Origin of the sequence: Klebsiella sp. PL-2018 (genome assembly GCF_019048985.1) — a bacterium.
In the GTDB taxonomy this organism is placed as follows: domain Bacteria; phylum Pseudomonadota; class Gammaproteobacteria; order Enterobacterales; family Enterobacteriaceae; genus Klebsiella; species Klebsiella michiganensis.
The window spans coordinates 3,700,991-3,714,445 of the sequence record NZ_CP077673.1; the positions used below are offsets into that span (position 1 = coordinate 3,700,991).

General features: G+C 54.7%; 15 protein-coding genes. 7 read left to right on the forward strand and 8 right to left on the reverse strand.

Translation table 11 applies throughout. The features are described 5' to 3' along the window. Window positions 1-66: 66 nt before the first annotated feature. The 3 genes from MKleb_RS17260 to MKleb_RS17270 form a co-directional block, all read right to left on the reverse strand. A complete protein-coding gene (locus MKleb_RS17260) occupies window positions 67-681 on the reverse strand; it encodes a TetR/AcrR family transcriptional regulator (RefSeq protein WP_025106190.1) in 615 nt (204 codons plus the stop codon). 378 nt (window positions 682-1,059) lie between these two features. Then, a complete protein-coding gene (locus MKleb_RS17265; RefSeq protein WP_148849938.1) occupies window positions 1,060-2,067 on the reverse strand; it encodes an NADP-dependent oxidoreductase in 1,008 nt (335 codons plus the stop codon). 166 nt (window positions 2,068-2,233) lie between these two features. Then, window positions 2,234-3,058 (reverse strand): oxidoreductase, encoded by an 825-nt coding sequence (locus MKleb_RS17270; protein ID WP_163586373.1) that lies wholly within the window; start codon window positions 3,056-3,058, stop codon window positions 2,234-2,236. 216 nt (window positions 3,059-3,274) lie between these two features. Between MKleb_RS17270 and MKleb_RS17275 the strand changes: the two genes are divergently transcribed. Continuing rightward, window positions 3,275-3,835 carry a TetR/AcrR family transcriptional regulator gene (locus MKleb_RS17275; RefSeq protein WP_014228707.1) on the forward strand — a complete coding sequence of 187 codons (561 nt, stop codon included), beginning with the start codon at window positions 3,275-3,277 and terminating at the stop codon, window positions 3,833-3,835. 42 nt (window positions 3,836-3,877) lie between these two features. Here MKleb_RS17275 and MKleb_RS17280 read toward each other — a convergent pair whose 3' ends face one another. Further along, complete coding sequence (locus MKleb_RS17280) at window positions 3,878-4,717, reverse strand: AraC family transcriptional regulator (RefSeq protein ID WP_025106187.1); 840 nt, start codon at window positions 4,715-4,717, stop codon at window positions 3,878-3,880. Here MKleb_RS17280 and MKleb_RS17285 point away from each other — a divergent pair. Further along, complete coding sequence (locus MKleb_RS17285) at window positions 4,640-4,921, forward strand: hypothetical protein (RefSeq protein WP_162557309.1); 282 nt, start codon at window positions 4,640-4,642, stop codon at window positions 4,919-4,921. The two genes, MKleb_RS17280 and MKleb_RS17285, sit on opposite strands and share 78 nt — an antisense overlap. Continuing rightward, window positions 4,918-6,225: an alpha-glucosidase/alpha-galactosidase gene (locus tag MKleb_RS17290; protein ID WP_025106186.1), complete on the forward strand. Its 1,308-nt coding sequence runs from the start codon at window positions 4,918-4,920 to the stop codon at window positions 6,223-6,225. Before MKleb_RS17285 ends, MKleb_RS17290 begins: the two co-directional genes overlap by 4 nt. Window positions 6,226-6,409: 184 nt before the next feature. Here the strand turns inward: MKleb_RS17290 and MKleb_RS17295 are convergent, their stop codons facing one another. Further along, window positions 6,410-6,772: a RamA family antibiotic efflux transcriptional regulator gene (locus MKleb_RS17295; protein WP_004849595.1), complete on the reverse strand. Its 363-nt coding sequence runs from the start codon at window positions 6,770-6,772 to the stop codon at window positions 6,410-6,412. Window positions 6,773-6,862: 90 nt separating this feature from the next. Continuing rightward, entirely contained in the window at window positions 6,863-7,453 is a 591-nt protein-coding gene (locus MKleb_RS17300; RefSeq protein ID WP_025106185.1) for a TetR/AcrR family transcriptional regulator C-terminal domain-containing protein, read from the reverse strand. A 164-nt stretch (window positions 7,454-7,617) separates the two neighbouring features. Here MKleb_RS17300 and MKleb_RS17305 point away from each other — a divergent pair, with 164 nt between their 5' ends. Continuing rightward, window positions 7,618-9,054 (forward strand): DHA2 family efflux MFS transporter permease subunit, encoded by a 1,437-nt coding sequence (locus MKleb_RS17305; RefSeq protein ID WP_025106184.1) that lies wholly within the window; start codon window positions 7,618-7,620, stop codon window positions 9,052-9,054. 164 nt (window positions 9,055-9,218) lie between these two features. Here MKleb_RS17305 and MKleb_RS17310 read toward each other — a convergent pair whose 3' ends face one another. Beyond that, the gene (locus MKleb_RS17310) at window positions 9,219-10,004 is read right to left on the reverse strand and encodes an SDR family oxidoreductase (protein WP_025106183.1); all 786 of its coding nucleotides are present in this window, start codon (window positions 10,002-10,004) and stop codon (window positions 9,219-9,221) included. Between the two features lie 51 nt (window positions 10,005-10,055). Beyond that, a complete protein-coding gene (locus MKleb_RS17315; protein WP_014838004.1) occupies window positions 10,056-10,952 on the reverse strand; it encodes a GntR family transcriptional regulator in 897 nt (298 codons plus the stop codon). A 190-nt stretch (window positions 10,953-11,142) separates the two neighbouring features. Here MKleb_RS17315 and MKleb_RS17320 point away from each other — a divergent pair, with 190 nt between their 5' ends. The 3 genes from MKleb_RS17320 to MKleb_RS17330 are packed head-to-tail and all read left to right on the forward strand — an operon-like array spanning window position 11,143 to window position 13,446. After that, window positions 11,143-11,955: an ABC transporter substrate-binding protein gene (locus MKleb_RS17320; RefSeq protein ID WP_025106182.1), complete on the forward strand. Its 813-nt coding sequence runs from the start codon at window positions 11,143-11,145 to the stop codon at window positions 11,953-11,955. Between the two features lie 28 nt (window positions 11,956-11,983). Further along, window positions 11,984-12,709 (forward strand): amino acid ABC transporter permease, encoded by a 726-nt coding sequence (locus MKleb_RS17325; protein WP_025106181.1) that lies wholly within the window; start codon window positions 11,984-11,986, stop codon window positions 12,707-12,709. Then, complete coding sequence (locus tag MKleb_RS17330; RefSeq protein WP_025106180.1) at window positions 12,706-13,446, forward strand: amino acid ABC transporter ATP-binding protein; 741 nt, start codon at window positions 12,706-12,708, stop codon at window positions 13,444-13,446. Before MKleb_RS17325 ends, MKleb_RS17330 begins: the two co-directional genes overlap by 4 nt. Window positions 13,447-13,455: the final 9 nt, after the last annotated feature.

A 13,455-nucleotide genomic window follows, 5' to 3' on the forward strand; every position in this document is an offset into this window, starting at 1 on the left:
TTAATCAAATAACAGGATGGTTTCCGCATTCTCAGACTAGTGACCAATAAAGTCAATGGTCACAAATCAGGGGGCCAGGCTTCTTAAAATCAGCGACGAGAGAAGAACCGCCGCCGTTGGGGCCGTTTCGAGATTAAACTGCAGTTGAACAGGATTGATGAAGGGGCACATCACCATATATATCGCATAAGTGGCTTCATCAAGGGGGGTTTTCCTTTCGAACTCCCCGGCCTGCCTGCCTTCGACAAGAATGCTCTCAATCAGCTTTAACAGCCGTTCCGCATACCTTTCTGTTGAAGGCCACTTCTCCCGCGAGGCGACGGCGGCAATATCGTAAAGTTTACGATCGTGAAAAAAGAGTTCGCTCCCCGCTTCGGTGAGCGCCCGGAAGAGGCGGCGTAATTTTTCGCTGGCTGACGGCGCGTCAGCCACCGCTGAGAGTACCGCGGCCATGATCATTTCCAGGCGGTTAGCGCAGATCACTTCGCCGATAGCCTGTTTGGATTCGAAAAACTTATAGATATAAGATTTTGAAAAACCGATAGATTTAGCCAGCTCCGCCACGGTGGTTTTTTCATAGCCGTAATGCCCGAAATGCTCAAAGGCAGCGTCGACGATTTGCTCCCGGACGCTGTGATCGAGCGGGCCGCGTGATGGTGGGACGTTCATATTCTTAGTCATTTTTTCAGCTTAGCGTGATGCGCCTTGATTGACAACAAGTGACCATTTTAGAATTAAGTCACGATTTCGACTTGTTTCAGGATCGCGCAATATCATCCTCACAGGTGACGGCACCTGCCCGGAGCGTCCGCGTCAGGCGACATACGCTGTTGGGCCAGATTCGGATGCTCCCCGAGCAAAATTGTATCAGACAAAATCCTTTGCCAACAAAAGCATCGGCTCACCTATGACAGCTTATCTCAATGATGGAAGTGAACGCTACGGCGTGACGCCCGCTTTTCCCTGCGGGCTAAGGCCGTCCTCAGGGCGCTCCCGATGGAGAGTAAGGACGACGGATTTAAACGAAAGTGTTTTTGTTGAAGCGGAAAACCGCTGCGGTTATGACCCAGACACCCTAACGACCACCTTTCCCTTAGCATGGCCCCGGGCAAGATAGTCCAGCGCCTCCTTTGTTTCGGCAAAGGGAAACACCTTGTCGATCGCAGGCCCGATCTGCCCGGATTCGATGAGTTGGCTAATTTGCGCGAGCTGCTCGCCATCGGGGCGGACAAATAAAAACGAATAGCTAAGACCCCGCACTCGTGTAAGACGCAGGATCTTTCGGCTCATCAGCGCAAAGATAAAACGCAAAAAGAAATTTAACCCCCGGTCACGGGCGAACGCGGCATCCAATGGTCCGGTGAGGGAAACAATCTTGCCACCAGGCTTGAGTATTTTAACGGCTTTTTCAATCGAATCTCCCCGGAGAGTGCCGAGTACAATATCGTAGCCGCTCAGCACGTTTTCAAACGCCTGCTTTTTGTAGTCAACCACCTCATCTGCGCCAAGACGACTCATCCACGCAAGGTTGCCTGAACTTGTGGTCGTTCCCACCTTTGCGCCAAGATGCTTTGCCAGCTGGATCGCGAAACTGCCTATTCCCCCGGACCCCGCCGGGATGAACACCTTCTGCCCTGGCTGCAGTCCGGCTCTCTCTGTCAGCGCCTGCCAGGCGGTGAGACTCACCATCGGGAGCGACGCTGCCTGTTCGAAATCCAGGTTTGCGGGTTTCATGGCAGCGAGATTTTCAGGTACTCGCGCAAATTCGGCAAGAGAACCGGTTCCCCTGTCGAAAATACTGGCGAAGATTTCATCGCCTGGCTTAAAACGCGTCACGCGGCTTCCCGTTGCCACAACCACCCCGGACAAGTCGCTGCCCAGCGTTGCGGGAAGTTTAAAAGACAAAATCGGTTTGAACAGGCCGCCAGGAATCACGTTATCAATGGGATTCAGGCCAACGGCGTAAACTTTAACCAGAAGTTCATCAGCCGCGGGGGTGGGATAATCGACGTCATCAAATCCCAGCGCCGGGGATTTACCGTAGCGTTTAAACGTGAAGGCTTTCATGGTGCTGGTTTCCTGGTATTTGTCCTGATATGTTTTCTGGCGCCGCTATTGCCGAGTAAAAAAGCGGTTCCCAGTAACGGCTCGATAAATACGGCAAACAGAATTTGCCCGTTAGCATATCCTTCACGCCGCTCGACGATGCCTGACGCGGCCAGTCGCGAAAATGTCATGATGACTCTCTCGCATCAAGCTGAAGGCTGTTGCGCACGACCTTATCCAGGATTTTTGCAGGCGCGAATCGGAGAATGAAATTCAATTTACCGGCCAGCGATCCTGCCGTGTAGCGGATCTTGGGCCGTAGAGCCTGGGCCGCTTTAACCACCACCTTAGCCACAACCTCCGGACTTTCCGCTTCGGCCATTGCCTTACTGACCACTTTCGTCAGCTTAGCCCGGATAAGGTCATACTCTTCCAGCTTTGCATCCGCTTCTCTGTTATTGGCTTCAAACTGCGTTTTTATGTAGGCAGGTTCGATCACGGAAACCCTGATGCCCTGGGTGCGCAGTTCATGGTCGAGTGCTCCCGTGTACCCTTCGACCGCATGCTTGCTGGCCGCATAAAGCGCGACATACGGCAACGGCACGACCCCGAGAATCGAACCGATATTGATGATGCGCCCGCTGCCCTGATGGCGCATATGAGGGAGCACAGCCCGCGTCAGCCTGACGATGCCCAAAAAGTTGGTATCGAAAATGCTCCAGGCCTGTTCAATAGAGCTTTCTTCCGCGGCGGCAGGCGCGACCCCAAAGCCCGCATTATTGACCAGAAGATCGATCCGCCCCTCCAGGCGCAGCAGATCGTCAATAGCGGCCCTGACCGAAGCATCGTCAGTCACATCAAGCGTCAGCAGCGGAAAGCGGTGTGTACCCGCCTGAGAGCCACGCCGGCTGGTGCCATAAACCTTATAACCCGCCGCTAAAAGTTGATGAGCCGTCGCTTCGCCGATGCCTGAAGAAGCGCCTGTCACCAGAGCCACACGTTTATTGTTCATTCTGAGTACGCTCTCAAGATGTTGTTCAGGTTAGCAAGCGTTATCGTTCCAGGTTCGTAGGGGTGAAATAAGGGGGAATTCGTCATGTTTCTTCCTCTGCTGGGTAGCGGGTAAAGGCGCAGGATTAATGATGATGATCATCATCTATAAAGTCAACTGGTTTGATTATGATCATCATCAATGTATACTTAGCCTTTGTTTTGAGGGGGGTAAGCCATGAAAGTGTCAAAAGAGCAGGTTCGCGAAAACAGGATGCGAATCGTTGAAACGGCTTCAGAACTTTTTCGTGAGCGCGGTTACGACGGCGTAGGCGTAGCGGAGCTGATGTCAGCGGCTGGCTTAACCCACGGAGGGTTTTACAAACACTTTGGTTCCAAGGCCGATTTATTATCGGAGGCGATGCATTGCGGCTTTACGCGTTCGGCAGAACGTACGGCCGATGTGAGCCGGAAAACGTTTGTGGAGTATTACCTCTCCCGCCAACATCGTGATGACATGGCAAAGGGGTGTGTGATGTCGGCTCTGGGTAGTGACGCCGCGCGTCAATCTGAAGCCATTAAGGCAACCTTTGCGGCTGGCATTGAAGCTCAGCTGGCCACCTTAGCAAATGAGAAAGCCGCGGAAGGCCTTACGCGTGCCGACCTGATCGATACGATTGCGCATCTTGTCGGCGCGCTGGTCCTTTCCCGCGCCTGTCCTGATAGCTCCTCTCTGGCAGATGAAATTCTGGATGTTTGTCGATCGCGCATTCTCAATCAGGATACGCCCGCAAAATAGCGATCGCGCAGAGTCACCGCCGATGAGAATAAGCGCTGAACGTCATCTCAGCGCCTGCTGTTCAGAAAGGTATTTTTGCCGCCATTTAGCCGGAGATACGCCGTACAGCTTCCTGAAGGCTTTAGAAAAATGCAGCTGATTTTCATAGCCAACGGAAATGCCCACGACTTTAATCGCCGTAGCGCTGTTTTTCAGCAGGCTCACTGCGATATTCATACGAAAATTAAGCAAGTATTCCCTGGGGCCGATACCGTAGGCGCCTTTGAACAATCGGCAGAGGTAGCTGCGATTGATATTGCAATAGGCGGCCAGGCTATCAACCGTCAGATGTTCGTGGTAGCGATTTTCAATTTTTTTGATCGCCCTTTGCAGATGCCGGGTTTTGTCATCAGGGAGGGAAGCCTTTTCGCCGGGCGTATTGCTGATTAGCGAAGAAAAGAAGAGATAGCACAATCCCTGCACCTTCAGCGGATGCTCATCGCCATGTTCGACAATTTGCCGCAGGTAGCCAGAGGCGCTGGAGTCGTCTTTATTCAGGTTGGGGCGATAAACCGGAGATTGCCGGCTAAGATGACACTCCTCGAAAATTCTGGCGGCAATCAGCCCATCGACCTCAAGCCACATATAATGCCACGGATCCCTATTATCAGCGCAGTAGGTTGTCACCTCATGGGGATGGATCAGAAACCCCTCCCCGGCGCCGACAGGAAAAGCGCCAAACTCACTGTAAAATGTGCCGGTTCCACTTATCACATAATGAAATAGGTAATGCTGGCGGACTGCGGGGCCAAAGCGGTGTCCCTTATGACAATTCTCCTCGCCGTACTGGTACAAATTCAATTCGATATTGTCGGTATGATTAAGGGTAAAAGTCTTGTGCATCAGTCGCGCTCTCTCTTTTTCACCCACGTTATCAGAGATGCCTGCAGTAAAGTCACCGCGTTTCAGCCAGATTCGGAGCTGGCTCACACTTTCATAGCGACATCATTTTTCGCCATACCAATATCACATTTAGCCATATTTCCTGTTCATGCCGCAGCGTACATTCTGCCTGGTGAAAACAGCGGGAACGGAGAAATACCATGATTAAAGTGACATTTATGGGCGCAGGCAGCACCATTTTCGCCAGGAACGTACTCGGCGACATTATGACGACGCCGGCGTTGAAAGAGGTGGAGATTGCGCTGTACGACATCGACAGCGCCCGTCTCAATGAATCCCTCGCCATGTTGAATAATATCAACCGCAATACCAATGCGGGCAGAGCGAAGATCGCCGCCTACCTTGGCGTTGAGAACCGCCGCGCGGCGTTGAAAAACGCCAATTACGTGGTGAATGCTATTCAGGTTGGCGGCTACGATCCGTGTACCATCACCGATTTCACGATCGCGAAAAAATATGGTCTTCAGCAAACTATTGCCGATACCCTGGGCATTGGCGGTATCTTCCGCGCGCTGCGCACCCTACCCGTGCTGTTTGATTTCGCACGGGATATTGAAGCCGTGTGCCCGGACGCCTGGCTGCTGAACTACACCAATCCGATGGCCACGATAACCGGCGCCATGCTGCGCCATACGGAAGTAAAAACGGTAGGACTGTGCCACAGCGTTCAGGTGTGTGCTGAAACGCTGTTGAAAAGCGTGGATATGCCAACCGACGACGTGCAATTTCATATCGCGGGTATTAATCACATGGCCTGGCTGCTGGACATTCGCCGTCACGGCGAGGATTTGTACCCGGAAATCAAGCGCCGGGCCAGCGCCCTGCAGGGCAAGCATGATGATATGGTGCGCCATGAAATCATGAAAACTTTCGGCTATTACGTCACCGAATCGTCAGAGCACAACGCCGAATATATGCCTTACTGGATCAAACGCAGCTACCCGGAGCTGATTGAACGCTTCAATATCCCGCTGGATGAATATCCGCGCCGGTGTATTGAACAGATTGACCAATGGCAGCAGCAGAAAGTGTCGCTGACCCATGACACCAGCCTGACCCACAGCCGTACCCATGAATACGCGTCTTACATCATCGAAGCGATGGAAACCGATCGGCCTTACAAAATTGGCGGTAACGTGCTCAACACCGGTTTGATTACCAACTTACCTTCCGAGGCCTGCGTCGAAGTCCCTTGCCTGGTCGATGGCCAGGGCGTCACGCCGTGCTACGTCGGCAATTTGCCGGAGCAGCTGGCAGCGCTGAACCGGACCAACATAAATACTCAGCTGTTGACCATCGAAGCGGCGGTGACGCGCAAACGCGAAGCCATCTACCATGCCGCCCTGCTCGACCCGCATACTTCCGCAGAGCTGTCGATCGATGACATCCGCAAACTGTGCGACGAACTTATTGAAGCACACGGCAGTTGGCTTCCCGCCTACCATTAATCGCTCTGCTGACCAGCAACCTCCTGATAACTCACCAGGCGCGGCGTTTTCCGCGCCGTTCCCCATGTTTACTCAAAGAACAGGAGGTTTTGTCTTTTCGGCGCTGTCTGTTTTTCTATTTTTTGATAAATCTCTTCGCATCGATTTATCTGCGGCGGCTTTGCGAGGGCTATCGGAAAGGAGATTAAGATTCAGCCTTACCCGGTACGTAACAGGCTGTTTTGTTTTTCTTGCGATATTCACCGGGCGGCAAATGAAAATGACGCGTAAATAATCGGGTGAATGTTTGCTGCGAGTCATAGCCGTAGCGCAAACCAATACTGTAAATATTCTCATCGGTCTCGCGTAAATCGCGGGCCGCTGAGTCCAGTTTTTTATTACGGATATAGCGCCCGAGGCTCTCGCCTCTATATTGCAAGAACAAACGCTGCAGGTACCATTTGGAATACCCTGAATAACGGGCTATCTGTTCTATACGCAGTGGTTTATGTAAGTTATTGTCGATCCAGTCAATGATGACGGCTATCACTGTTTCGGAAATAAACATGTCGCCTCCCCTTCTGAATGCTGCCGGTTTTATCAAGATAGTTTTTGCGTAAGGTATGCACATCATGTTGTCACCGGCACAGCGTTAAGCTCAGGGCACTAATAACCCTTTCATTATCAACGACAGACCGAATTCGAACGCAGTATCCGGATGGGGATAAACCAGCGATTCGATAGAGGGACTTCCTGGCGATGTCTTTGATAAAATTTGCTTACCATCACCGCCCGAGCGGGACTGCTCCTCTAATACGCATCCCAGGGTGTATTCACTCAGAGTGAGTAATATCATTGCGGCGTCGGCCTCAGTGAAACCGACGCGCGCAAGATACGCCACCTTGGGACGAAACGTATCCCCTCCCACCCGGGCCGGTGATGTCCCGGCATGTAACAGGGCGCCGTCCCGATGGGCGAGCAGAGCGCGCCGGAAACTACGGGCGTTATCCGCCAGCCAGTTTGCCCATTCAGCAATGTCTTCGGGGACAGGCAGGGAATGGTGTTTGGCTAAAACCGCGGAAGCCATTTCTTCAAGTAAACTGGCCTTGTTCTTGAAATGCCAGTACAACGTCGCTGATTCCACCCCCAGTTTTTGTGCCAGCTTACGGGTCGTAATCGCTTCCAGGCCGACCTCATCTAATAATGCTAATGCTGCCTCAATCACCTGATCTCGCTGGATTTTCGCCATGATATTCCCCCTTTATTGATGCATCAAACCGGCCAGTGGTCTGTGAAGCGCCATTTTGTCTGAACTCAGCGCCTGACGGAATCTTTAATGCAAATAAATCTATCATTGATAGGTTTATTGATCAATGATAGATTTCTTCGCTCATCGTCCTTAGGGGGCTTTTTATGAATATCAATCAAGACAAGCGGGTCAAGGAAACGACCCATCCACGACCGATAAACGCCATACCTCCGACGCTGTGGATGCAGGCGGCCATCATTACCCTGGGGGCGTTTGCAACGATGCTCTCATCAACGATGCTGAGCGCGGCGCTGCCCGCGATGGCCGCCGGCCTTGGCGTGACGGACACGGCAATACAATGGATAGCAACGGCGTATCTTATGGCCCTTGCGGCAGGCGTTCCGCTTAGCGCATGGGCGGCCAGGCGGTTTGGCGCTACGCAGCTTTGGCTCTATGGCCTTATTTTATTTGCGATTTTTTCGGCAGTTTGCGCCCTTTCCCCGCGTTTTGAGGTGCTGCTTGCCGCAAGAGTTATGCAAGGCCTGGCAGGGGGATTACTCGTACCGGCAGGGCAAACGATCCTTGGTCTGGTCGTCGGACGCGAACGTCTGGGGCGGGTGATTGGCACGATTGGCGTGGCGATCGTCATTGCTCCCTTGCTGGGAACATCGCTGGGCGCGGTCCTGCTTGAAATCTGCGGATGGCGAGGGTTATTTTGGATCACGGTGCCGTTCTGTCTGTGCGCCTGTCTTGCCGGATGGAAGCTGCTTCCCCGTCCAACAATAAAAACTGACAGGCCCCTCTCCCTGGACTGGCTGGGACTGGCGCTGGTCTTCTGCAGCCTGCCGATGCTGATGGAAGGCATGAAAGAGCTCAGCCTGAATAGTGGTAAATATGGCTGGAACGTCATCATGCTCAGCGTGGGCGCCCTGTTCACCTGCTTGTTTATTTATCGCTCTTTGCGCATTGAGTCCCCCTTACTGCATCTCGAGCTTTTCAAGCATCGGGGTTTCACTTTATCTGCCGTATTGATGGCTATCGGCGGCGCGGTGAATTTTGGCGGTCAGTTCCTGCTTCCTTTATATTTCCGCGACGTTTGCCATGTAACGCTTGCTGAAGTGGGCCTGCTTCTCACCCCTCAGTTAATCGGCTCGGCGATAGGATTTCCGGTGGCCGGCTACTTCGCTGATAAGCTGGGGCCACGAACGGTGCTTATCATTGGCGGTTTGCTCGCGGCATTTGCCACATTGCCACTGACAATGATTGATGCGGGAAGTCGCTATACGCTTGTGGGGGGCGCAATAGCGGTCAGAGGGTTCGGTTTAGCCCTGGCAACTGTGCCCGCGATGGCTGCGGGCCTGGCTATGGCTGGCAGCCGTCACGTCGCTGATGCCGCACCTGTTCTGAATATCCTCCAGCGCGTTGGGGCGATGGCGGGCGCGGCGCTGGTGACCGCCTGCTACGTCAGATTTGCCCATACCCGGGGGAGCTTAGCCGCGTTTCACCACGCCGGGTGGCTACTTACCGGCGGGGCCGTACTGCTCGCGCTTTGCGCATTATTTATGGTGAACCATTCCACTTTAACAACGCCGGAAGAATAAACCCGTTATACAGAAAATGAATCGCTGTCAGACCCGATCCCAATGCCTGCTGGTTAAATTTGCAGTAATGGATTTCGTTGCCTGCAAAATAAACAATTCGGAGCGGCTGATAGGCAGTCATGCCAGCCCGATGCGAACCGGCTGGCATGGCGCACTCTCGCTGGCTAAATCGCGCCGATCAATCCCCCATCAACCCGAATCACCGCGCCGGTAATGTAGCTGGCAGGCTGGCTTGCCAGAAACGCAGCGACGGCGCCGTACTCCTGCGGTTCGCCATAGCGCCCGGCCGGAATGCTCTGACGACTCTTTTCGGCGACCGCTTCCGCACTGCTGTTTTCCCGTTGCGCCTTGAGAGCATCCAGCTGACTGACGCGGTCGGTCGCGATGCGCCCTGGCACCATCACATTCACCGTCACGCCGTCGCCTGCCACTTCGCTGGCGAGGGTTTTCGACCAGCCGAGCAGGCTCATGCGCAGCGCGTTCGACAGGGCGAGACCGGGAATGGGGGTTATCACGCCGGATGAAGTGGTGGTAATAATGCGTCCCCAGCCGCGGCTGCGCATGCCGGGCAGGAGTTTATCGGTGAGCTGAATCAACGAGGCGACCATGACTGAAAACTGCTGTTGCCAGACTGCGCCATCCGTCCCCTGCGCCGGTGCGGGCGGCGGACCACCGGAGTTGTTAACCAGAATATCGATATCGCCCCACCGCTCGCGGATATCGGCAATCACTCGATCAAACTGCTCCGGGGCGGCGAGATCCAACCGCCAGGCGCGGGCAGTACCGCCCAATAAGGTGATACGTTCCACCGTTTGCGCCAGTTTTTCCGCGCTGCGGCCGGTGACCGCCACCTTCACCCCTTCCTGCGCCAGGGACAGGGCAATAGCCTGTCCCAGACCACTGCCGGCACCGCAGACCAGCGCCACACGTTGTTGTATCTGAAAATCCATAAGTGCTCCTGATTGTATTTTCAGAAGCAATATGTGCAAGAGCGATGCCAGTTATGCGCGGGCGTTTTTAACATTGACCTGGTCAAAGGCGTATTGCAGATGCGTTCTCATCAACTCTGCCGCCAGTTCCGGCTTGTTCTCTCGCAGAGCATCGATGATGGCAACATGCTCTTCACACCACGCTTTTACGCGGCGCTTATTGTGATAGCTGCCAAACTCCAGCAGACGGCGCAGCCGGTTTTGTTGCTGAATGGCCTGTAACACGAACAGGTTGCCGCTGGCTTCTGCCAGCAGCTCGTGAAACTCAGCGTCGGTTTCGAAAATCTCTTTTGCCGGCACCTGCGTAATGTCCGGGTGGGTGATGAGCCGCAGATGCCGGGCGCGCAGGCGTTTAAGCATCTGTCTGTCCACATGCAGGCCGGGCGTCAGCAGCGCCGTCGGTTCAATCATCAGGCGAAAACCGTAGCTGTTGCGCAGGGCGACATCGGAGTTGAGGGTTTGCAGGAAGCGCCAGCCGTGCCCCGCGTTACGGGCAATCAGGCCGTCCTCCGATAGCTTGACCAGCGTACGGGTCAGCACGCCGCGATCGACATCATAGCGCTGGCTGATTTCGGTCTGGGTAAACGATTCCGGCAGCGCACCCGCAATACGATCGTGTACCAGCTGCTCGTACAGCTTCTGGTCATTGCTCTTGGACTGCTCAATCTCCAGCAGCTCCAGCTCATTGCTGCGTTTAAGTAGGAAAAAGCCCTGATTCGGACGCGCTTCAACCGCCCCCATTCGGGTCAACTCTTTTAGCCCGGCGCGCACCGGCGTACGCGACACGCCCAGCGCATCGGCAAGATGTTGCTCCCGTAAATGATGACCTGGATCGAATTTTGCTTCGGATATCAGGTCGAGTATTTGCCGGGCAATCCGGCGACTGCTCGCAGTGGAGTCAGGCTGCATGGAGAACGGTTCCCTGAAATGCATTGTTGTGATCGATATATACAATATCACGGGCAACAAAACGCAGCAAAACAAAGCAAGGACTGCACGATTAGCGTGCAATACGCACCAGGATGAGACATTTTTTCACACGCTTGATTGTATTTATTGACTCAATAAATTCAATTTAAATCTTAACCAGGAGACGACTATGTCCAGCAATTCTTTACTGTTTCGCCGCGTGCGTACCTTGATGTTCGCACTGACCGCACTTCCGCTGGTAAGCCATGCTGCGGTGGAAACCATCGCCCCGGGCAAGCTGACCTACGGCACGGCGGCGACGTTTATGCCTTTTGAGTTCGTGAAAGAGGGCAAGCTCACCGGCTTCGATATCGACCTGATTAACGCGCTAAGCAAAGAGATCCAACTGGCGCCTGCGCCGATGCCGATGGAGTTCAAAGGGCTTATCCCAGCGCTGCAGGGGAAACGTCTCGATATCATCAACTCCGCCATGTACGTCAACCCGACCCGTGCCGCGCAGGTCGACTTCGTGCCATATCTGAAAATCGGCAGCCGCGTGGTGGTGAGCAAAGGTAACCCGGCAAAAATCACCGGACGCGACCTGAGCCTCTGCGGCAAAAACATCGCCGTGACGCTCGGCGGGATCGAAGAGAGCCAGGCCCGGGCAGACAACCAGCGCTGCCTGGACGCCAAAAAACCGGCCATTAACGTCATGACCTTCCCCGCCGCCACCGACTCCGCCGTCGCCGTCGCCCAGGGCCGCGCCGATGCCGAGTTCCTCTCCACGCCGGGGACCGTCGCCCTGTTAACCGAAAAAGCGGGCATGTTTGCCGCGGTTGGTGACGAATTCGAAGCGGATACCCATATCGCGTTTGCCGTGCGTAAAGGCGACACCGAAACCCGGGCCCTGCTGGAGAAAGGTCTCCAGGGTCTCGTCAAAAATGGCACCTATAAGCAATTGATTGAGAAATGGAACTTCCCTGACTCCGTTGCCCTTTTCTAAGCCGTTTTGCCATTAACCGGAGAAAGCTATGTCGATCGAACTAATGTGGCAGTACTTCCTCTCACCCGAGTTTGTTCAGGGTGCGTGGATGACGCTACTGATTACCCTCTGCTCACTGTTGTGTGGCGTGGTGCTGGGCCTGGTGTTGGCGCTGTTGCAGGAAGCGCCGTTTCGCGCCGGGAGAGGGCTGGCCTTTTTCTACCTGTGGCTGTTTCGCGGGACGCCAGTGCTGTTCCAGATAATCTTTGTCTACAACGTGCTGCCAGGCTTCGGCTTACGCTTCTCCGCGTTTACCTGTGCAGTGCTGGCGCTTTCGCTTAATGAAGGCGCCTACATGGCGGAAATTCTGCGCTCTGGCCTGCAGGCCGTAAAAAGCGGCCAGCGCACCGCCGGCATGGCGCTCGGGATGACCCACGGGCAGATCATGCGAAAAATCGTGCTGCCTCAGGCCGCACGCATCGTTCTGCCGCCGATGGGTAACCAGATGATCAGCATGCTGAAATCGAGCGCGCTGGTGTCGGTTATCGCCGTTCAGGAGCTGCTGCTGGTCGCCAACCAGACCGCCAGCGCCAGCTTCCGCTACTTCGAAGCGCTTTGCGCCGCCGGTCTCTATTACCTGCTGCTCACCAGCCTGTTCATGATCTTCCAGTCGTGGCTTGAAAGCGTACTGGATCCCAAACAGCGGCGCAGCAAGAGCCAGAAGCGACTGACCCGCCTGTTTAAATTACCGAAAATCGCCCGGGAGGAACCATGAGCGAGAAACCGCTGCTGGAGATGATCGGCATTGATAAGACTTTTGGTCGCCAGACCGTGCTCAAGAACTGCTCACTTGAGGTGCAGCGCGGGGAAACCGTGGTGCTGATTGGGCCATCGGGCTCGGGAAAATCCACCCTGCTACGCTGCGTCAACATGCTCTCACCTGCCGACAGCGGCGACATCTTTTTCGCCAGCCAGCACATCAGCCGGGGCGAAGTGCCGGTGCACAAACTGCGCCAGCGTATTGGCATGGTGTTCCAGAACTACGAGCTGTTCTCGCACCTGACGGCGGCGGAAAACATCATGCTGGCCCCAATGACGGTGCTGGGGATGAACCGCATTGATGCCCGCACGCTGGCGGACAACCTGCTGGCGAAGGTGCGCATCAACGAACGCGCGGACCACTTTCCGGACGAGCTCTCCGGCGGCCAGCAGCAGCGCGTGGCGATTGCCCGTGCCCTGGCGATGAAGCCCGAGCTGATGCTCTACGACGAACCCACCTCAGCTCTCGACCCGGAGATGATCCGCGAAGTGCTGGAAGTGATGGCAGAGCTCAGCGCGGAAGGGATGACCAGCATGGTGGTGACCCACGAGATGGGCTTCGCCCGGCGGGCCGCCAACAACATTCTTTTTATGGAAGACGGCGAAATTATCGATCGCGCCAGCACCGGTGATTTCTTCGCCGGCCACGTCAGCGAGCGCGCGCAGCGCTTCCTGACGCAAATATTACATTAATTATGGAGT